The 18,666-nt window shown below is 62.9% G+C and carries 19 protein-coding genes and 1 tRNA gene; 9 read left to right on the forward strand and 11 right to left on the reverse strand.

The window, feature by feature from the left end; all coding sequences use genetic code 11:
* Positions 1–56 precede the first annotated feature (56 nt).
* Positions 57–200: a DUF1127 domain-containing protein gene (locus tag Mame_RS27140; protein WP_018067846.1), complete on the forward strand. Its 144-nt coding sequence runs from the start codon at positions 57–59 to the stop codon at positions 198–200.
* 16 nt (positions 201–216) lie between these two features.
* Here the strand turns inward: Mame_RS27140 and mntR are convergent, their stop codons facing one another.
* A complete protein-coding gene (gene mntR, locus Mame_RS15035) occupies positions 217–669 on the reverse strand; it encodes a manganese-binding transcriptional regulator MntR (RefSeq protein ID WP_018067847.1) in 453 nt (150 codons plus the stop codon).
* Positions 670–865: 196 nt separating this feature from the next.
* Here mntR and Mame_RS15040 point away from each other — a divergent pair, with 196 nt between their 5' ends.
* Positions 866–2,179 (forward strand): Nramp family divalent metal transporter, encoded by a 1,314-nt coding sequence (locus Mame_RS15040; RefSeq protein WP_018067848.1) that lies wholly within the window; start codon positions 866–868, stop codon positions 2,177–2,179.
* Positions 2,180–2,183: 4 nt separating this feature from the next.
* Here Mame_RS15040 and Mame_RS15045 read toward each other — a convergent pair whose 3' ends face one another.
* From Mame_RS15045 to Mame_RS15055, 3 genes are all read right to left on the reverse strand, one after another.
* Positions 2,184–2,747, reverse strand: a complete 564-nt coding sequence (locus Mame_RS15045; protein WP_018067849.1) for a TetR/AcrR family transcriptional regulator — start codon at positions 2,745–2,747, stop codon at positions 2,184–2,186.
* 467 nt (positions 2,748–3,214) lie between these two features.
* Positions 3,215–4,033 (reverse strand): glutamate racemase, encoded by an 819-nt coding sequence (murI, locus tag Mame_RS15050; protein WP_018067850.1) that lies wholly within the window; start codon positions 4,031–4,033, stop codon positions 3,215–3,217.
* Positions 4,014–4,811: an RNA methyltransferase gene (locus Mame_RS15055; protein WP_018067851.1), complete on the reverse strand. Its 798-nt coding sequence runs from the start codon at positions 4,809–4,811 to the stop codon at positions 4,014–4,016. The genes murI and Mame_RS15055 overlap by 20 nt, the downstream gene beginning before the upstream one ends.
* A 132-nt stretch (positions 4,812–4,943) precedes the next feature.
* Here Mame_RS15055 and recQ point away from each other — a divergent pair, with 132 nt between their 5' ends.
* A complete protein-coding gene (recQ, locus tag Mame_RS15060) occupies positions 4,944–6,758 on the forward strand; it encodes a DNA helicase RecQ (protein ID WP_033411432.1) in 1,815 nt (604 codons plus the stop codon).
* A gap of 6 nt (positions 6,759–6,764) precedes the next feature.
* On the opposite strand, the gene Mame_RS15065 is transcribed toward recQ, so the two are convergent.
* Entirely contained in the window at positions 6,765–7,205 is a 441-nt protein-coding gene (locus tag Mame_RS15065) for a VOC family protein (RefSeq protein WP_018067853.1), read from the reverse strand.
* Positions 7,206–7,461: 256 nt separating this feature from the next.
* Positions 7,462–8,403, reverse strand: a complete 942-nt coding sequence (locus tag Mame_RS15070; protein WP_079920838.1) for an IS110 family RNA-guided transposase — start codon at positions 8,401–8,403, stop codon at positions 7,462–7,464.
* A 439-nt stretch (positions 8,404–8,842) separates the two neighbouring features.
* Here Mame_RS15070 and rplM point away from each other — a divergent pair, with 439 nt between their 5' ends.
* From rplM to Mame_RS15100, 6 genes are all read left to right on the forward strand, one after another.
* Positions 8,843–9,307, forward strand: a complete 465-nt coding sequence (gene rplM, locus Mame_RS15075) for a 50S ribosomal protein L13 (RefSeq protein WP_018066043.1) — start codon at positions 8,843–8,845, stop codon at positions 9,305–9,307.
* Complete coding sequence (gene rpsI / locus Mame_RS15080) at positions 9,307–9,786, forward strand: 30S ribosomal protein S9 (protein WP_018066042.1); 480 nt, start codon at positions 9,307–9,309, stop codon at positions 9,784–9,786. Before rplM ends, rpsI begins: the two co-directional genes overlap by 1 nt.
* Positions 9,787–9,991: 205 nt before the next feature.
* Positions 9,992–10,417, forward strand: a complete 426-nt coding sequence (locus Mame_RS15085) for a hypothetical protein (protein WP_018066041.1) — start codon at positions 9,992–9,994, stop codon at positions 10,415–10,417.
* A 101-nt stretch (positions 10,418–10,518) separates the two neighbouring features.
* Complete coding sequence (locus Mame_RS15090) at positions 10,519–11,163, forward strand: GntR family transcriptional regulator (RefSeq protein ID WP_018066040.1); 645 nt, start codon at positions 10,519–10,521, stop codon at positions 11,161–11,163.
* Positions 11,164–11,346: 183 nt separating this feature from the next.
* Positions 11,347–11,931 carry a biotin transporter BioY gene (locus Mame_RS15095; protein WP_018066039.1) on the forward strand — a complete coding sequence of 195 codons (585 nt, stop codon included), beginning with the start codon at positions 11,347–11,349 and terminating at the stop codon, positions 11,929–11,931.
* Positions 11,931–12,419 (forward strand): DUF1284 domain-containing protein, encoded by a 489-nt coding sequence (locus tag Mame_RS15100; RefSeq protein ID WP_018066038.1) that lies wholly within the window; start codon positions 11,931–11,933, stop codon positions 12,417–12,419. The genes Mame_RS15095 and Mame_RS15100 overlap by 1 nt, the downstream gene beginning before the upstream one ends.
* A 68-nt stretch (positions 12,420–12,487) precedes the next feature.
* On the opposite strand, the gene Mame_RS15105 is transcribed toward Mame_RS15100, so the two are convergent.
* From Mame_RS15105 to Mame_RS15125, 5 genes are all read right to left on the reverse strand, one after another.
* Complete coding sequence (locus Mame_RS15105) at positions 12,488–15,400, reverse strand: valine--tRNA ligase (RefSeq protein WP_018066037.1); 2,913 nt, start codon at positions 15,398–15,400, stop codon at positions 12,488–12,490.
* 199 nt (positions 15,401–15,599) lie between these two features.
* Complete coding sequence (locus tag Mame_RS15110; protein ID WP_018066036.1) at positions 15,600–16,358, reverse strand: PopZ family protein; 759 nt, start codon at positions 16,356–16,358, stop codon at positions 15,600–15,602.
* A gap of 145 nt (positions 16,359–16,503) precedes the next feature.
* On the reverse strand, positions 16,504–17,172 hold the full coding sequence (locus Mame_RS15115; protein ID WP_026173686.1) for a protein-L-isoaspartate O-methyltransferase family protein: 669 nt from the start codon (positions 17,170–17,172) through the stop codon (positions 16,504–16,506).
* Positions 17,173–17,379: 207 nt separating this feature from the next.
* Positions 17,380–18,126: a hypothetical protein gene (locus Mame_RS15120; protein WP_018066034.1), complete on the reverse strand. Its 747-nt coding sequence runs from the start codon at positions 18,124–18,126 to the stop codon at positions 17,380–17,382.
* A 463-nt stretch (positions 18,127–18,589) separates the two neighbouring features.
* Positions 18,590–18,663 (reverse strand) — tRNA-Cys (locus Mame_RS15125).
* Positions 18,664–18,666 lie beyond the last annotated feature (3 nt).

Below are 18,666 nucleotides of genomic sequence, written 5' to 3' on the forward strand. Positions count from 1 at the left end.
TGGCCCCGGCCCGGAGCCTTGCCCGCTTCAGCGCCATCCGCCGCGCCGCCGGGCTTATGATCCACACCCTGTTCATTCGCTGGCCGCAGCGGCGGCGCCAGCGGATGGATCTGCTTGAACTATCGGACGACCACCTGAAGGATATCGGCGTCACGCCGGCGGAGGCCCGCAGGGAAGCCGGCCGGCCATTCTGGGACTGAGCAGCCCGCGACACCCTCAGTCTTTCGGCCGCTCGCCCTCGGCCTTTGCGGCCAGAAAGGCCGCAAAGGCCCTCAACGTATCTTCGGAGACATGGTGTTCTATGCCCTCGGCATCGAGTTCGGCCGCTTCCGCCGGCACACCGATGGCCAGCAGCAGATCGTGCACGATCCGGTGGCGTTGCCGCGCCTTTTCGGCCATCGCCTCGCCCGCCGGCGTCAGGAACACGCCGCGATAGGGGCGCGAGGTCGCAAGCCCCTCGCGTTTCAGCCGCGCCACCGCCTTGGTGGCCGTCGGGTGGGCGACCCCCATGGAACGGGCGATATCGGCGATCCGCGCCTCGCCGTGTTCGGCCATCAGCTCGGCGATCAGCTCGGTATAGTCTTCCAGAAGCGCGCTGGCGCGCTCGGACCGCGCCTTGGAGAACCGGTCGGCGGCGTCGCAATCGGATGGTTTTTGATCGTCGCTCACCGGTCGCTCCCTGAATTGCAGGATCAATCTGTAGCCGAGGGTAAATTGTTGTCGTGTTCTTGTATCCGGTGGCGGCTGACAAGGCAAATCACCATTGGCGGATGGCCTTGATCGCGCCATGATAACGACGATTGACAAAAGTGTAGCCTAGGCTATATTTTTAATAATTCCAAACTCGTCCAACATGTCTCGCCCCATGACTGATCTGAAAACCAAGCGCCGCTCGCTCACGGACAGGACCAATACGGCCATCGAGCAAGCGCTCGCCTCCGGGCGGGTGCGGCCGAAATCGGCCCTGCTTTTTGTCGGCCCGGCAGTGATCGCCGCGATCGCCTATGTCGATCCCGGCAATTACGCGACCAATATCCAGGCCGGCGCGGGCTATGGCTATACCCTGCTCTGGGTGGTGCTGTTCGCCAATCTGGTCGCCATGCTGTTTCAGGCGCTGTCGGCCAAGCTCGGCATCGTGACCGGGCGGAATCTAGCCGAAGTCTGTCGCGATGAATTTTCGAAACCGGTCGTTATCCTGCTCTGGATCGTCAGCGAGATCGCGGCGATGGCGACCGATCTGGCCGAATTCCTCGGCGGGGCGATCGGGCTTGCGCTGCTGTTCAACATGCCGCTGATGGCTGGCATGGGCGTCACCGCCGTCGTCACCTACGGCATTCTGCTGTTCGAGCGGCGCGGATTCCGGCCGATGGAGCTGATCATCGGTTCCATGATCGGGGTGATCGGGCTTTGCTACATCATCGAGCTTTTCATCGCGCCCGTGGCCTGGGGCGAGGCGACGACGGGCCTTTTTCGCCCAGCCATTCCCGATGCCACGGCGCTGGCGATTGCCGTCGGCATTATCGGCGCCACCGTCATGCCGCATGCAGTCTACCTCCATTCCGGCCTCACCCAGCACCGGGTTGCGGTCAAGAACGAGACCGAACGCCGGCGGGTGCTGCGGTTTTCCAATATCGAAGTGGTGGCGGCGCTCGCGGTGGCGGGCGTCGTCAACATGGCGATGGTGATGATGGCCGCGGGGGCGTTTCACAAGGGCCACAGCGAGGTCGCCGAAATCGAGACCGCCTACCATATGCTCACGCCCCTGCTCGGCGGCGCTGCGGCAGCCGTCTTCCTGATCTCGCTGATCGCATCGGGCATTTCCAGCTCCGTTGTCGGCACCATGGCGGGGCAGATGATCATGCAGGGTTTCGTCGGCTTCCGGATCCCGATCTGGCTGCGCCGTCTGATTACCATGCTGCCGGCCTTCGTGGTCGTTGCCCTTGGCGTCAACGCAACCCAGGCGCTGGTCGTCAGCCAGATCATCCTTTCGATCGCGCTGCCGGTGCCGATGATCTCGCTGGTGATCTTCACCCGCAATCGCAAGATCATGGGCGAGTATGCCAATGGCCGCCTCGTCGGCGCGCTCGCCATCCTCGCCGCGATCGCCGTGCTCAGCCTCAACTTCGTCCTGCTCGCCCAGACCTTCGGCGTGCCGATCCCGGGGCTGGCGGCCGGGTGAGGCCTTAAAGCCCGTTGATCCACATCTTCAGCCGCGCGCCTTCGCGCGCCAGAAGCTCGGGGTTGCGGGCGTTCTGCGCCAACAACGAACCCCCTTGCAGCGATGACTGCAGTTGCAGCGCCAGCGCCTCGACATCATCGCTGTGCCCCATCTCTCCAAACTGTTCGGCCATCCATTCCATTGGAGCGGCCAGCAGCGGAAAGGCTTCCACCGCCGCCTTGTCGCCGGCCTTCAGAAGCTCGGCGCTCAACGAACCCGCGGGGCAGCCTCTCAAGGCGATCTCCCCGGCATTGCCGACGGTCTTGTTGACGAAAGCGACGAGCCGGGCCTTGGGCGATGGCAATGCGGCCAGTTCCGCCTTGAGGCTTTCGAACTGGCCCTTATGGTGGTCGAGGATCGCGGTGGCGATGTCGTCCTTGGTCTTGAAGTAATAATAGACATTGCCGAGGGGCACGCCGGATTCCCGCGCGATGTCGGCGATCGTCGTGCGGGTATAGCCCTGCCGGTAGGCGAGATTGACCGCCGCCTCCACCAGCCGTTCGCGTTTTCCCATGTCCTTCCTGCTCATAAGTCTTTCCTACTTACTCCAGCCTCACCCTGCGGTGTTGTTTCCGCTCTGGCTCATATGAGCCCTCAACCTGCCTGCCAAGCCGACTGTGTTCCAATCGGCGACGGCTCAAACTTATGAGTTGAGTAACTAACTTATATAAGTTGGTCAACTCACTAATACATTGACGCAAGAGGATGCGACCGCCCTCTCCCCCCCCCCTATTCGACGTCATCCTCGGGCTCGACCCGAGGATCGAGGCAGCGCGCGTCAAAATCGACGGCTGTGGTGGCTCGCTTACGGGCGACATGAGGTAAAGCGTGCAGATACTGGCGCAGCAGGCGTGCTTGAATGCTCGCGTCAAGCACGAGCATGACCCATCGAAAGATAACGATTCAGCAAGACATCATGGCCACATCGCAGAGGCACCGCGCCACACGGGAGTCGTCGGGCCACACAGGAGCCAACCTGCCCCCGATTGCAGTCGTTCACCCCGCCCGGCGCGCGGCGATCTTGAGGCCGAAGCCCTGCATCAGCCGCACGGTTTCCGGGCGCAGGTTTTCGCCGGTGAAGATCACGAAGTCATGGTTCGGGCCGCCATCGGCGGCGGCCGTCGATGAGCCCAGCACGCGTTTGGCCTGCATGGCGATCGCCTCGGCGGGATTGAGCCAGTCCACCGGCCAGGGGGCGAGCTTGCGGAAGCGGTTGGCGAGGAACGGATAGTGGGTGCAGGCCAGCACCACGATATCGGTGCGCCTGCTCTCCTCCTCGACGAAACAGGGCGCGATTTCCGCCCAGAGCGCCGAATCGGCCACCGCGATGCCGCAGATATAGTCTTCCGCCAGCGCCGCCAGATAGCGCGAGCCGACGAGGCGGGCGTGGCAGTGCGTGGCGAAACTCTCGATCAGCCCCTTGGTGTAGTCGCGCTTCACCGTCACGGGCGTTGCGAGCACGGAAATCAGGCCGGAGGCGGTGCGTTCCGCGGCCGGCTTGATCGCGGGCACGGTGCCCACGAAATCGGTTTCCGGGAAGCGTTCGCGCAGGGCCGCGCCGGCAAGCGTGAAGGCCGTGTTGCAGGCGATGATCACGCAGGCCGGGCGGATTTCCTCCAGCAACTGCGCGAAAAGACGAAGCAGATGATCCAGCAGCGCCTCTTCCTGCCAGTCGCCATAGGGGAAGGCGGCGTTATCGGCGATATAGACGAATCGGCGCTCCGGCATCAGCATGCGGGCCTCCCGCAGCACGGTCAGCCCGCCAATGCCGGAATCGAAGATCAGAACCGGGCCGTCATCGCTCATCGCCGCCATCCTGGCCGCGCGGGTTCTTGCGGGTATAGCGATCGAGCGCGGAAATCACCCCGCGCACCACATGAATTTCCTGCGCGCTCATCGCCCTGCGGGTAAAGACTGCGCGCAGATTGTCGATCATTTTAGGCTTTTTGTCGGCGGGACGGAAATATCCCCGCGCGTCGAGCGCTTCCTCGAGATGGCCGAACATGCCGAACAGGTTTTCCTTGGTCGCCGGCGTCTGCTCGACGGCCTGAAACGGCGTCGCGCTTTCGTCCTCCATGCCGGATTTCATCCACTCATAGGACATCAGCAGCACGGCCTGGGCGATGTTGAGCGAGGCGAAGGCGGGGTTGACCGGGAAGGTCACGATCTCGTCGGCAAGCGCCACCTCCTCGTTCTTCAGCCCCCAGCGTTCGCGCCCGAACAGGATGCCCGAGCGCTCCCCTGCCCGGTGGCGCGCGCGCAGCGTATCGGCGGCAACCGTCGGCCCGCGCACCGGCTTGAAGCCGTCGCGGCTGCGGGCGGTGGTGGCGTAGACGAAATTGAGGTCGGCGACAGCGTCTTCCAGACGATCGAACACCTGAACGCCGTCGATCACGTGATCGGCCTTGGAGGCGGCGGAGCGCGCGCTGTCGCTCGGCCAGCCATCGCGCGGCTCGACGAGACGCAGTTCGGCGAGACCGAAATTCGCCATGGCGCGCGCCACCATGCCGATATTCTCGCCGAGCTGCGGATTGACCAGAATGATCACGGGGCCTTCCGCCAGAAGCGGACGCTCGCTGTTCGTGCCTGCCATATTCTATCTGCCTTAATCTGTCCTTCGGCTTATCGCTCTCGCGCAGGGCGAATGCAAGAAAAACGCGGCAAATGCCCACAGCTGTTCCGCCCGGACCTTGGCGATGACCACCAGTCGCGCTATGGCTTCGACATGTCAAAACCTGCCGATCCGCTCTCCGTCCTCAAATCCGTCTATGGCTATGCCGCCTTTCGCGGCAAGCAGCAGGCCGTTGTCGAACAGGTGGTCGCCGGCGGCGATGCCGTGGTGCTGTTTCCAACGGGCGCCGGCAAATCGCTTTGCTATCAGGTGCCCGCGCTCTGCCGGCCGGGCGTGGCGCTGGTGGTCTCGCCGCTGATCGCGCTAATGCGCGACCAGGTGGAGGCGTTGAAACAGCTTGGCGTCAGCGCCGCGGCGCTGAATTCGACGCTTTCGCGCGAGGAATATGGCGCAATCCGCCGCGGGCTCGATGACGCAACCCTCGACCTGCTCTACGTGACGCCAGAGCGGATGGCGACCGCCGGCTTTCGCGAGATGATGGCGCATGTGAAGATCGCGCTGATCGCGATTGATGAAGCCCATTGCGTCTCGCAATGGGGCCATGATTTTCGCCCGGAATACCGCGCGCTCGATGCGCTGAAAGACATATTTCCGGGCGTGCCGCGCATGGCGCTGACGGCGACCGCCGATCCGCATACCCGCGAGGATATCATCGAGCGGCTGGCTCTTCAGGACGCGGCGGTTTTCACCACCTCCTTCGACCGGCCCAACATCACCTATGAGATCATAGAGCGTGATCAACCGCGCCGGCAATTGCTGGATTTCCTCACCCGCCACAAGGGCGACAGCGGCATCGTCTACTGCCTGTCGCGCGCCAAGGTGGAGGAGACCGCCGAATGGCTGAATGGCCAGGGCATCCGCGCGCTCCCCTATCACGCCGGCATGGACCGCGAACGCCGCGACGCCAATCAGGACGCCTTCCTGAAGGAAGAGGAGCTTTGTCTCGTCGCCACCGTCGCCTTCGGCATGGGCATCGACAAGCCGAATGTCCGCTATGTCGCCCATCTCGACCTGCCGGGTTCGGTCGAGGCCTATTATCAGGAGACCGGGCGCGCGGGCCGTGACGGGCTGCCATCGGAGGCCTGGATGGTTTACGGCATGGCCGATGTGGTGCAGCGCGGACGGATGATCGATAACGGCAACGCGGTCGAGGAGATCAAGCGGGTCGAGCGAGCCAAGCTCAACGCGCTGCTCGGCATCTGCGAAACGTCCGGTTGCCGCAGACAGGCGATTCTCGCCCATTTCGGTGAGGCCCATCCCGGCGGCTGCGGCAATTGCGACACCTGCCTGAAGCCGGTCGAGACCTGGGACGGCACGGAGGCCGCGATCAAGGCGATGGCCGCGATCTACCGCACCGGCGAACGCTTCGGCGCCGGTCACCTGATCGACGTGCTGACCGGTAAGGAGACCGAGCGCACCGAACGCTTCGGCCATGCGCAGATGCCGGTCTTCGGCGCGGGCAGCGACCTGCCGGTCAAGACCTGGCAGTCGGTCTACCGCCAACTGCTCGCCGCCGGGCTGATCACGGTCGACCACGAGGCCTATGGCGCGCTGAAGCTGATGCCGGAGGCGCGCGCGGTGTTTCGCAAGGAAAAGACCGTGCGTTTTCGCAAGGACCGCCCCACGCGCGGCGGCTCCTCCGGTTCGGCCAGACGGGGCAGCGACAAACGCGCCGCCGTTCCCGAGCACGATCGCGCGCTGTTCGAGGCGCTGCGCGAAACCCGCACCGCGCTCGCCAAGGAAGGCGGCGTGCCCCCCTATGTCATCTTCCCCGACACGACGCTGATCGCACTTGCCGCCGAACGGCCGAAAACCCCGGATGAAATGCTCTCGGTCTCCGGGGTCGGCCAGACCAAGCTGCAGCGCTATGGCGAAGAGTTTCTCGCCATCATCCGCGCGCATGGCTGAAGGGCGCTAATCCGGCAGGGTCATGTGTCCGTTTTCGTCAAGCGGCGAGAACGGATTGAAGGCGACCTCCCACAAATGGCCGTCCGGATCCGCGAAATAGCCGCTATAGCCGCCCCAGAACACTTTCTCCGCCGGCTTGACGATCCGCGCGCCGCAGCTTTCGGCGAAGGCAAGCGCTGCATCCACCTCGCTTTCGGAGCCGACATTGTAGGCAAGCGTCACGCCCGAAAATGCCGGCTTGTCGTCCGGGACGCCCTTCAGCCCGGCATCCTCGGCCAGCGCCTTTCTTCCGAAAAGGCCAAGCGCAATACCGTTGAGCCCGAAGAAGCTGACGCTTTCCTGCGAGGCGGATGATTTCTTCCAGCCCAGACGCTCATAGAACGCCGTCGCCTCCGCGATATCCTCGACGCCCAATGTGATCAGGCTGATCCTGCGTTCGAATGCCATGGGATTTACCTCCGATTTTGTTCTCTATATGTTCTTATATTTATCGCCAGATGTAAAGGGATTAATTCGGTGTTGAGGTGACGCATTGAAGTGTCCTGATACGCATTACTCAGGCCGCCTGTCCCGCGATATTCTGTCGTCGGCACTCCTCCTCGCCCGCCGCGCGTCATCCTCGGGCTTGAACCGAGGATCCAGGCAGCGTTCTCCGTGTCGCCTGGATCCTCGGGTCAAGCCCGAGCAACTGTGTGCTTTTCTGTCAAGTTGTTGGTGCATTGAGGATCGGTCTTTGCTCCCGAATGGCTGTGTTGAGGGCGACGAGGAGCTTTCTGGCGATGGCGACGATCGCGGCTTTGGGTGCCTTGCCGCGGCTTCGCAGATGGTCGTAGTGCTGTTTCCACCGCCCGGTTCTGATCGCGGCAAGGGCGGCCATGTAGAGGGCATTGCGCACCCGCTTTCGCCCACCCTGGACATGGCGTTTGCCGCGCATGAGGCCGGATTCGCGCGCGATCGGCGCCACGCCGGCCAGGGCGGCGATCGCGCGCCGATCGACACGTCCCAGTTCGGGCAGGCTGGCAAGGATGACGGCGGCGCAAACCGGCCCTACGCCTGCGGCCGAACGCAGCAGCGCCGCGTCCTGGGCGAGGTCGCAGGCGTTCTTGATGGCGCTGACGATGCGTCGCTCAAGCGCGCGGATCTGGACGTCGAGCAGGGCGATCACGGCCTCCAGGCTTTCCGTCACCACCGGATCGGCGACGCCCTTCAGGCGGATACGTTCGGCCTTGCGCATCGCGACCAACTGGTCGCGGCGGCTGTTGAGGCCCTGAAGCTTCAGCCGTTCGGGCGAAGCCGGGGCGGTGGCCGGCAGGTCGAGATTGACGCCGTAAAGCGCCAGCATGCGCGCATCCACCGCATCGGTCTTGGCCAGCATGCCGATGGAGCGGGCAAAGTCCCGGGCGCGGCGGGGATTGGCGCGATGGAAGGAAAGCTCCGCCTTCTCAAGCGCCCGCACCAATGGCTGGTCCCACGGGGCGGTGGCTTCCAGCACCACGAACGCCCGGTGTTCGAGCGCAAGGCCGATCAGGGCGGCGATGCCCGCCGAATCGTTGGAAAAGCTGCACGACCTAGCAGCCGGGTGAAGATAAACATCGAGACGCCGACCGGAGACATCGCAACCGATCGTGTTTTGTGGCAAGGTCATGATCCCATCCTTGTCCTACGGGCTCGGCGCGCCAACGCCGGCCCCGGCAACTGTTCGAGGTGGTTGACGAAAGGCGGGCGGCGTTTCCAGCTCGGGCACGGTCGCATAACGACCAAGGATGACACGAAACACCGTCCGCCAATCAGACTGCCGCGTTCACGGCAGACGTCAACAGACAAGGATGACTCATGGGAGATCGAAAGCTATAAACGCACAACAAAATACGGTATCATTATACCGTATTTTTAAGTCTTTGTTTTTATTGAAGTAAATCGCATAGATGCCACTCTTTCACTCTTGACCATTTTCAGCCCTGGCTCTATACAACCGCCAGCATAGCCGGCCAGACCGACTATGCCATCAGGCTTGGGCTTCACCCCAAGCAAAGCAACAAGAAACGTCCACCCTTCGGGGCTGGATCAAAATCGAGAGCAACACAATGGTTACCTTCTCCCAGAAGCCCGCAGAGGTGGAAAAGAAGTGGATCGTGATCGATGCCGAGGGTCTCGTCCTCGGCCGTCTCGCTTCGCTCGTCGCCATGCGCCTGCGCGGCAAGCATAAAGCCACCTACACCCCGCATGTTGACGACGGCGACAATGTCATCGTCATCAATGCCGACAAGGTCGCGATGACCGGCAAGAAGTACACCGACAAGGTCTACTACTGGCACACCGGCTATCCCGGCGGCATCAAGGAACGCACTGCGCGCCAGATCATCGAGGGCCGTTTCCCGGAACGCGTCATCGAAAAGGCTGTCGAGCGCATGGTTCCGCGCGGTCCGCTTGGCCGCCGCCAGATGAAGAACCTGCGCGTCTATGCCGGCACCAACCACCCCCATGAAGCCCAGCAGCCCGAAGTTCTCGACGTTGCCAAGCTCAACAAGAAGAATGTGAGGAGCGCATAATGGCCGATCTGTCCGATCTGAAGACGCTTGGCGACGCCGCGACCGCTGAAGCAACCCCCGCCGCTCCGGTTCACGAGCGCAAGGTCGACGACCTCGGCCGCGCCTATGCCACCGGCAAGCGCAAGGACGCTGTCGCCCGCGTATGGGTGAAGGCCGGCACTGGCAAGATCACCGTCAATGGCAAGGATTTTTCCGAATATTTCGGTCGTCCGGTGCTGCAGATGGTCCTCCAGCAGCCGATCGTCGCCGCTGCCCGTGACGGCCAGTTCGATATCGTCGCAACGGTTACCGGCGGCGGCCTTTCCGGCCAGGCCGGCGCTGTTCGCCACGGCATTTCCAAGGCGCTGACCTATTTCGAGCCGGGCCTGCGTTCGGTTCTCAAGCGCGGCGGCTTCCTGACCCGCGACAGCCGCGTTGTCGAGCGCAAGAAGTACGGCCGCGCGAAAGCCCGCCGTTCGTTCCAGTTCTCCAAGCGCTAAGCGCCGCGTTTTCATCACGCTTTCAGAAGGGCCGCCACCGCGCGGCCCTTTTTTTTCGTTTTCGCGGCAATGCCGACGCCCCCCTCCTCTCGCCTTTTTGAGTTGCGGCCGCGACAGCGTCAGGCGAGGCATAGACGGTCCCGTCCTTGCGCAACCCTGTCGTGTGGACTTACACTCGATCCTGAAACCAACAGGATTTCGACGCATGAGAATAGTCGCGTTCTTTTTCCTGCGCTGCTTTGGGTTCGGGCTCTTCGTGCTGCCGGCCTTGTCGACACTTGTCCATATCCCGACCGATCTCCTGTTATGGCTGACCGGCCTGAACTTCGCCGTTTCCGCGGGTCTTCTGGCCTCGGCCTGCAACGCCCGATATTACGGTGACGTCGTTTATGTCCTGTATGACAGGCACAAGACTCTGGCAGCCGGGAATGGGGCCATCCACTGGCTTGAGCTGCCTGCGGATATCAGATCCTCATCGACCCCGTTTCGGTTTCTCTCCTCGCAAATCCCGCATATCGACGAGATGCGACACGGAGACCCGATGAGAATGTATCGGACACCGATTTTCGGCTATCTATGGTGGGAACACGCACTGCCATTTCCGATCGCCGCAGAACAAAGGACGGCTTAAGCGGGCGTTTCTGCCCCGTGGGGCGTTTTTTATGGGCGCGCCCCGAATTCATACACACCGCCCTATCGACCTTCTGCCCGGCGCGGATTATCTATAATTCCATGACCAAGCCCGAACCCATCGCCGCCCGCATCAGCCGGGCGCTAGCCGAACGGATCGTCTCCGGCGAGATCGCCGCCGGCGCGCCGCTGCGGCAAGATCATATCGCCGAGGAGTTCGGCGCAAGCCATGTGCCGGTGCGCGAGGCATTCCGCCGGCTCGAGGCGCAGGGGCTGGTGGAAAGCCAGCCGCGCCGGGGCGTGCGCGTGGCCGGCTTCAGCATGGAGGAGGTGCGCGAGATTGCCGAGATGCGCTCGGCGCTCGAAGTGCTGGCGCTGCGTAATGCTGCGCCTCATCTCACCAGCGCCATTCTCGATGAAGCCGAGGAGGCAACCCGCGCCGGCGATCAGGCCCGCGATGTCCAAGCCTGGGAGGAGGCGAACCGCCGCTTCCACCGGCTGATCCTCGCTCCCTGCGGCATGCCGCGGCTGATGCGCAGCATCGATGATCTTCATACCGCGAGCGCCCGCTTCCTGTTTTCCGGCTGGCGCGCGGAATGGGACACGCCGACCGACCGCGACCATCGCACCATCCTCCTGGCGCTGCGCCGCGGCGATACAGAAGCCGCAGCCCTTCTGCTTGGCCGCCACGTGCAGTGGATCGGTCAGAAGCCCGCCAGGACGCCGGTCAGCCGTTCCGCCCGCTGAAGCCAGTCGACCGCGCCTGCTTCGCGATGCGGGCCCATGGCCTTGCGTTGAACCTTCCTGTTTACGCCGATTTCCACAGCAGCTTTTCGTCCGCCAGACGCAGCGCTTGCCTTATGCCGCGTTGTGTGGATTCATTTAGAGATAGATTCCATAAATTATCTATAATTTGAAAAGGAGCATCTCATGCGTCTATCCAGCCCCGCCCTTCTACCGGCGTTCAGCCCGCTCGCCCCGCAGAACCGCAGCCTCGCCTGGAAGGCGGCGGCGGTGTTTCTGGGAAGCCTGTTTCTTGCGCTGTCTTCCTATATCGAAGTCCCGATGGTTCCTGTTCCGGTCACGATGCAGACCTTCGCGGTAACGCTGGTCGGCGCGCTTTACGGCTGGAGGCTCGGTGGAATCACCATTGTCGCATGGCTGATTGAGGGCGCTCTGGGTCTGCCGGTTCTGGCGGGCGGCGCTGCGGGCTTTGTCCATTTCATGGGGCCCACGGGCGGCTATCTGTTCGCCTTCCCGATCGCCGGCATGGTCGCCGGTTTTCTGGCCGAGCGCGGCTGGAACGGCCATCGGGTCGCCCTTGCCTTCCTCGCCATGCTTGCCGGCAATGCGCTCTGCCTGCTGCTTGGCGCTGCCTGGCTTTCGCTGATGATCGGCGTCAGCGCCGCGTTTACGGCGGGCGTCCTGCCCTTCCTGATCGGCGCCGTGCTGAAATCGGCTCTTGCCGCCGCCGCGCTGAAGGCGCTTGCCCGCGGCCCGAAGCGCGCCGGGTGATGACGGTAAGGCTGCGCCCGCATCATCTGCTCTGCATGCTCACCTATGCGGGCAAGGGCTACAGCCCCGCCTTCACCGCCAATATGACGGTGGTCGTGGGGCGGATCGCGGGCGGCGAGCCGGTCGAGATCGTCGAGGGCCCGGACGATATCTGCAAACCGCTGCTGTCAGAACCCGATCCGCATTGCTACCGGGAAAGTGTGCAAGTCCGCGATCGGCGGGCCTCGCAAGATGTCGGGCAACTGCTCGGGGTCTCGATTTCTGCGGGTGAGCTGCCGGCCCTCACCGAGGGCCGGCTGGACATGCTCCGGCAAGCCTTCCGCGATGGCGATATCCGCGCGGCCTGCCGCGATGGCGATATCCGCGCGGCCTGCCGCGACTGCGAATGGCAGGAGCTCTGCGGACGCATTGCAGACAATGCTTTTTCGGGAACGGCTCTGAGGGAAGCCGGCCGGCATGACATACCGCCGAGAGATCGACAGCCTTGACAAAGAAGGCGGCGTCTGACCGCCGCCTTACAAATTCAGAATATCACGGTCGCCAACCGTACCTCGATTTACCCGGCTTCCGCCACCCGCGACAGCGCCACGGAAAGCTGCTCGCGCTGCTGCTTCAGTTCCTCGAAGCGTTCGCGCTCGGTGGCCACCACTTCCGGATCGGCATTGGCCACGAATTTCTCGTTGCCGAGCTTTTTCCGGCTGCGGTCGATATCGGCGTCGACCTTGCCGATCGCCTTGGTCAGCCGCGCCGTTTCAGCCGTCACATCGATCAGGCTGCCGAGCGGAATGCAGGCGGTCGCCTCGCCGATGATGACCTGGGCCGACCCCTTGGGCGCGTCCTTCTCGAAATCGAGCGAATCGATGCGCGCCAGCCGCTCCAGCGCCGGATAATGGCGGGCGGTGCGCTCGCGGGTCGTGGCATTGGCGCCGACGAGGATCAGCGGCGCCTTGGCCGAAGGCGGCACGTTTACGTCCGCGCGCGCCGAGCGAATGCCGGAGATCAGATCGACAAGCCAGTTGATTTCGTCAGCCGCCTCTTCATCACGGAAGCCCGGCTCGTGCCAGTCGGCGTGGCAGCAAAGCCCCTCGCCGCCGATATGGTTCCACAATTCCTCGGTCATAAACGGCATGAACGGGTGCAGAAGCTTGTAGGTTTCGGCCAGAACATAGGCGACGCAATGCTGCGCCTCGGCCTTCGCGGCCTCGTCCTCGCCCATGAACACCGGCTTCAGGAGTTCCAGATACCAGTCGCAGAGCTCGTGCCAGACGAAGCGGTAGAGGGAATCGGCCGCCTCGTTGAAGCGGAAGTTTTCGATCGCCGTGGTGACGTCCTCGGTCGTCTTCGAAAGCTCGGTCAGGATCCAGCGGTTGATGGTCTGCGTCGCGCCGGAGGGGCGGAACGAGCCGTCGAGCTTCATGCCGTTCATCTCGGCAAAGCGCGTGGCGTTCCAGAGCTTGGTGCCGAAATTGCGATAGCCGGCGATACGGCTTTCGTCGAGCTTCACGTCGCGGCCCTGGGCGGCCATGATCGCCAGCGTGAACCGCAGCGCGTCCGCGCCGTATTCCTCGATCAGGTCGAGCGGATCGATGACGTTGCCCTTCGACTTCGACATCTTCTGACCGTTCTTGTCGCGCACCAGCGCGTGAACATAGACGGTGTGGAAGGGTTCGACACGATTGCCGTCCTCGTCCTTCATGAAGTGCAGCCCGGCCATCATCATGCGGGCAACCCAGAAGAAGATGATGTCGAAGCCGGTGACGAGCACGCTGGTCGGATAATAGCGGGCGAGTTCCTCCGTCTCTTCCGGCCAGCCGAGCGTCGAGAACGGCCACAGCGCGGAGGAGAACCAGGTGTCGAGCACATCCTCGTCGCGGGTCAGGATATTGCCGGGTTCATAGTTTTCGAGCTGCTCCTCGACCCAGGCCTTCCACGGCCCCTCATGGGCGATGTAATGCTGGATCGCGGCGTCGAGCGCCTCTTCCTCGGTCTTTTCGACGAAGACCTGGCCGTCCGGCCCGTACCAGGCCGGGATCTGGTGGCCCCACCAGAGCTGGCGCGAAATGCACCACGGCTCGATGTTTTCCATCCAGTCGAAATAGGTCTTTTCCCAGTTCTTCGGGACAAAATTGGTGCGGCCCTCGCGAACCGATTCGATTGCCGGCCCGGCAAGTTCCTTCGCGTCGGCGAACCACTGGTCGGTCAGCATCGGCTCGATGACGACGCCCGAGCGGTCACCGAAGGGCTGCATGATCTTCTTGTTCTCGACGAAGGGGATATCATTGCCCTCCTCGTCCTTCACGGTCACCGCAAGCCCCTCGGCATTGATGGCGTCGACAATGCGCTTACGGGCGGCATAGCGGTCAAGGCCGCGATATTCATCGGGCACGAGGTTGATGTCGTCGACCTCGTTTTCGCCCGGCAGCTCACCGGATTTCGCGATCTTCATCGCCTGCTCGGCGCAGACGGCATAGGGCTCGCCGTCGTCGCGCAGCGCCGCCTTGGTGTCCATCAGCCGGTAGAGCGGAATGTGGTTGCGGCGGGCGACCTGATAGTCGTTGAAATCATGCGCGCCGGTGATCTTGACCGCGCCGGAACCGAAATTCTTGTCCGGATATTCGTCGGTGATGATCGGGATCAGACGTCGATGCTCTTTCGGTCCTACCGGAATTTCACAGAATTTTCCGATGATTGGGGCATACCGCTCATCCGACGGATGAACGGCGACGGCGCCATCGCCGAGCATGGTTTCCGGGCGCGTGGTCGCGATCGAGATGTAATCGCGCTCCTCCTCGAGGACGACATTGCCGTCCGCGTCCTTCTCGACATAGGTGTAGGTCTCGCCGCCGGCCAGCGGATATTTGAAATGCCACATATGGCCGTCGACTTCGCGGTTCTCGACCTCAAGATCGGAAATCGCGGTTTCGAATTCCGGGTCCCAGTTGACCAGCCGCTTGCCGCGATAGATCAGGCCGTGCTTGTAGAGCGAAACAAAGACCTCACGAACGGCCTCGGAAAGCCCCTCATCCATGGTGAAGCGCTCACGCGACCAGTCGCAGGAGGCGCCGAGGCGCTTGAGCTGATTGATGATCTGGCCGCCGGATTCTTCTTTCCATTCCCAGACCTTGTCAATGAAGGCGTCGCGGCCCATCTCGCGGCGACCGGGAAGCTGGCGTTCCATCAGCTGCCGTTCGACCACCATCTGGGTGGCGATGCCGGCATGGTCCATGCCGGGCTGCCAGAGCGTGTCCTTGCCGCGCATCCGCTCGAAGCGGACCATGATGTCCTGCAGCGTGTTGTTGAGCGCGTGGCCCATATGCAGCGAGCCGGTCACGTTCGGCGGCGGGATCACGATCGAGAAGCTCTCCCTGCCCGGCTTTGCGTTGGCTCCGGCGCGGAAGGCATCGGCCTGTTCCCACCGGGTGGCAATCCTGGGTTCGACGCTTTTCGCGTCATACGTCTTCTCAAGCATGTCTTCGCCAATTCCTGCTGATACCAAAACCGGGCGAAACACATATAGCGCGCCTGCGTCCGGATTAAACGGCGGCGGGTTGCCGCGGCTTTCGCGGCGGCCCTTCGCGGCCTGTCGTTGTTATGCGCTTGGCTTCAGGCCTGTCAACAATAAAGCCGCCCCGGAGGGGACGGCTTGGATAGGTCGAACCTGCGTATTCTCAGCGCTTTGCGTTGCGCATGCGCTCGATTTCCTTGCCGACCATCTCCTCGACGATCGAAGGCATGTGCTCCTCGATCCAGTCCCTGAGCAGCGGACGCAGTTCCGAAATCACGATTTCCTCGATCTTGCGCGCGCCCTCGCGATCCAGCGCGTCGGAAAGCGCATGCAGCGCATTGCCGATCCGCTGTTCGGAGCCGGATGAGAGCAGGTGATCCTGGCCCTCCTCCATGCGTGGCGAACGGTCGGCATCGTCTACGCGCGCGGCGCTTGCGGGCTCATGAGCCCCGCCGGTCGCCTCCCGCACCTGGCGCGCAACCTCGCCGATCGTGCCGGGATAGACCGCATCGCGCTCAAGCGGGTGCGGCCGGGCCGCCGCCGGTTGCTGCGGTTCTGGCGCCTGCTGCGTCACCGGCTCCTGATCCGCTTCGAACGGCTGTTCGGCTTCCGCGCCATGCGCGGCTTCCGTCTCGTTCGACGGCTGCGAATCATCATCGAAGGTGAAGGCGGGACGGCGGGAGACGAAGGAATTGTCGCCAAAGGGCTCGGGGTCCTGTTCGACAGGAGACGCGTCGCCCGCATCATGATCGCGCTGGCGATAGGCCTCGGGCGCGCGGTAGCGCTCTTCCCTGGGCGCGGCAGCGTTGTCACGCGCGGCGCGTGGAGAACGCCCGACATCGTCGCCGCTATCGATAATACGGCGAATCGAAGCGAGAATCTCTTCCATCGAGGGCTCTTGCTGCAATTTCGGCTGCGCCATTACAAACCTTCCCGCGCGTTAACGTCCCAAGCGTCGAATCATCGACAACGATACGCCAGCTCCGGCCGCATGAAGACCGAAACCGTCATATTTTCAGTGCTATACACAGAATTTTCGGGACACGTCCGATAGAACTTACAAATCTCTAGAATTCGAAGGCCTTCGCCCGCGCGAAGCCGGGCAGCGGCTTGACGGCGGCATTGAAGGAGGAGAGCGACGAAAACACATCGCCGTCGCGATGATAGATGGTTGCTCGGGCGGCATAGCCCGTGCCCTCGACGCAGACGAGCCGGCCGCCATCGCGCAACTGGTTCAGCAGCGCCTCCGGAACGACCTCGACGGCGCCGTTGAGGAAGATCGCGTCATAGGGCGCCTCGGAAGGATACCCTTCCGGCAGGACGCCGCTGACCACGACCGCGTTGTCATAGCCGAGTTCGAGGAATTTCGCGCTCGCGCTTTCAACCAGTTCCTCATCGCTGTCGATGCCGACGACCGACTGGGCGAGCAGCGAAAGAATGGCCGCAGCATAGCCATCGCCCGCGCCGACCACCAGCACAACATCCTTCTTGGAGAGCTCCAGAAGCTGGACGAGCTTCGCAAGCGGCGACGGCTCCATCATGTAGCGGGCGGGGCCGGCTTCATTGGCGGGCTTTACCTGAATGTCCTCGTCGATATAGGCGAGCGACCTGGATTGCGGCGGCAGAAAAGCTTCCCGCGGAACGGCAAGAAAGGCCTCGAGCACGGGATAGGCTGTCACATCGGTCGGCCTGATCTGGTTTTCCACCATCTTCCGGCGCGCCGTCTCGAAATTCATCATGGCCAACAACCTCGCAAACAATCAGCGTTCAGCGCCGTCCCGACGCACGAGTTGTTTTCATAGATGCGCTGCCGCCTCCATGCAAGATGGTAGAGCCGTTCGCGCGAAATTGCCGCAAAAAAGAAGGCGCACGAGGCTGCGCCTGTTCACCCGAGACATGACGAAGGGGCCGGCGCGAGCGCCGACCCCAATGGCATTTGATGTTCAACGATATTGGTTGACCAGAATGCAGAGCCGCTGCAGGCCGGCTTCATAATTGTTCGGCGTACGCATCACGGCCTGGCACTGTTTGCGCACGGTCTGCTGCTCGCCGCTGCTCAGATCGTCAAAGGCGATCACGAGGCGTTGGTCGTTGCGATTGTCAGGCATCGATCCGCCGCCCGATCCATCGCCGCCGGCAGTGCCACCGCCGTTATTGCCGCCACCGGCATTTCCGCCGCCGCCGTTTCCGCCGCCATTATTGCCGCCGCCATTATTGCCGCCGCCGCCGAGGCCGATATCCACGTCCGCGCCGGTGCCATCATCACCGCCAATGCCGACATCGACATCAGCATTCGCGCCGCTATCGCCGCCGATCGTGGCGGAAGCCGAGGCCCCTATTCCGCTGCTGCCGCCAACATCGGCGGACGCATCTGCATTCACGCCGCTGGAGCCGCCGACGCTTGCGCCGACATCGGCGCTCGCGGCCTGCCCGCCGCCGACATCGGCCGACGCTCCGGCATCAACGCCACCGGAACCGCCAACGCTCGCGCCGGCATCGGCGCTTGCGGCCTGACCGCCGCCAACACCGGCGGACGCGCCGGCATTCACGCCATCCGAGCCGCCGACGCTGGCGTCAACGCCCGCGCCGATGCCGCCTGAGGGATCGGTGTCGGTGTTGACGCCGACGCTTATCCCGTTCTCGCCGCCGATATTCAGAGACTGCGCATTGGCAGGGTTGGCACCATACAATGTAACGGCGAGCGACCCTGCGAAAAAAGCACTCGCCAGAAGTGTAGATTTACTGCGACAGGCAAACATGTCGTCCTCCTTCTGGAGCCCTCTTGGTGGAAGGACTCCCCCTGTTTAAACAACGTTATGTTTGCGGCTCGTCTGTTCGATCCGCGTAACTTTTAAACGGGACCTTGAACAAAAAAGTTCCTCGGCAGCGAAGAATCTCCTCGGCGACCAGATCAGGATATATTAATTCTGAGTGGAAAACACCGAGGCTCTTCACCTCCCATACTTCGATAACAAAGAAGATATTCGGGACCGAAAAACTCGTCGACAGGCCGGAAGCAAGTCATTCAAACAAAAGAGTGGTAGCGATACCAAGCTCTCGGCGATATCGATGGTCATGAAAGTCATGAACACGATCGCACAGGCATCTGGCGATGCTGTCAGGACGGCGCTGAAATTTTATCGAAAAAGGGAGTGGAGGCCTCGGCCGGAATCGAACCGGCGTGCAAGGATTTGCAGTCCTCTGCGTAACCACTCCGCCACGAGGCCAAA

It is taken from the genome of Martelella mediterranea DSM 17316, from assembly GCF_002043005.1.
Taxonomy (GTDB): domain Bacteria; phylum Pseudomonadota; class Alphaproteobacteria; order Rhizobiales; family Rhizobiaceae; genus Martelella; species Martelella mediterranea.

Bases quoted from the DNA above. Each gene is read 5' to 3' on its own strand.
- Mame_RS27140 (WP_018067846.1), top strand. From the start codon at position 57: ATGATCCACACCCTGTTCATTCGCTGGCCGCAGCGGCGGCGCCAGCGG.
- Mame_RS15040 (WP_018067848.1), top strand. From the start codon at position 866: ATGACTGATCTGAAAACCAAGCGCCGCTCGCTCACGGACAGGACCAAT.
- Mame_RS15045 (WP_018067849.1), bottom strand. From the start codon at position 2,747: ATGAGCAGGAAGGACATGGGAAAACGCGAACGGCTGGTGGAGGCGGCG.
- murI (WP_018067850.1), bottom strand. From the start codon at position 4,033: ATGGCGGCGATGAGCGATGACGGCCCGGTTCTGATCTTCGATTCCGGC.
- Mame_RS15055 (WP_018067851.1), bottom strand. From the start codon at position 4,811: ATGGCAGGCACGAACAGCGAGCGTCCGCTTCTGGCGGAAGGCCCCGTG.
- recQ (WP_033411432.1), top strand. From the start codon at position 4,944: ATGTCAAAACCTGCCGATCCGCTCTCCGTCCTCAAATCCGTCTATGGC.
- Mame_RS15065 (WP_018067853.1), bottom strand. From the start codon at position 7,205: ATGGCATTCGAACGCAGGATCAGCCTGATCACATTGGGCGTCGAGGAT.
- Mame_RS15070 (WP_079920838.1), bottom strand. From the start codon at position 8,403: ATGACCTTGCCACAAAACACGATCGGTTGCGATGTCTCCGGTCGGCGT.
- rplM (WP_018066043.1), top strand. From the start codon at position 8,843: ATGGTTACCTTCTCCCAGAAGCCCGCAGAGGTGGAAAAGAAGTGGATC.
- rpsI (WP_018066042.1), top strand. From the start codon at position 9,307: ATGGCCGATCTGTCCGATCTGAAGACGCTTGGCGACGCCGCGACCGCT.
- Mame_RS15085 (WP_018066041.1), top strand. From the start codon at position 9,992: ATGAGAATAGTCGCGTTCTTTTTCCTGCGCTGCTTTGGGTTCGGGCTC.
- Mame_RS15090 (WP_018066040.1), top strand. From the start codon at position 10,519: ATGACCAAGCCCGAACCCATCGCCGCCCGCATCAGCCGGGCGCTAGCC.
- Mame_RS15095 (WP_018066039.1), top strand. From the start codon at position 11,347: ATGCGTCTATCCAGCCCCGCCCTTCTACCGGCGTTCAGCCCGCTCGCC.
- Mame_RS15100 (WP_018066038.1), top strand. From the start codon at position 11,931: ATGACGGTAAGGCTGCGCCCGCATCATCTGCTCTGCATGCTCACCTAT.
- Mame_RS15105 (WP_018066037.1), bottom strand. From the start codon at position 15,400: ATGCTTGAGAAGACGTATGACGCGAAAAGCGTCGAACCCAGGATTGCC.
- Mame_RS15110 (WP_018066036.1), bottom strand. From the start codon at position 16,358: ATGGCGCAGCCGAAATTGCAGCAAGAGCCCTCGATGGAAGAGATTCTC.
- Mame_RS15115 (WP_026173686.1), bottom strand. From the start codon at position 17,172: ATGAATTTCGAGACGGCGCGCCGGAAGATGGTGGAAAACCAGATCAGG.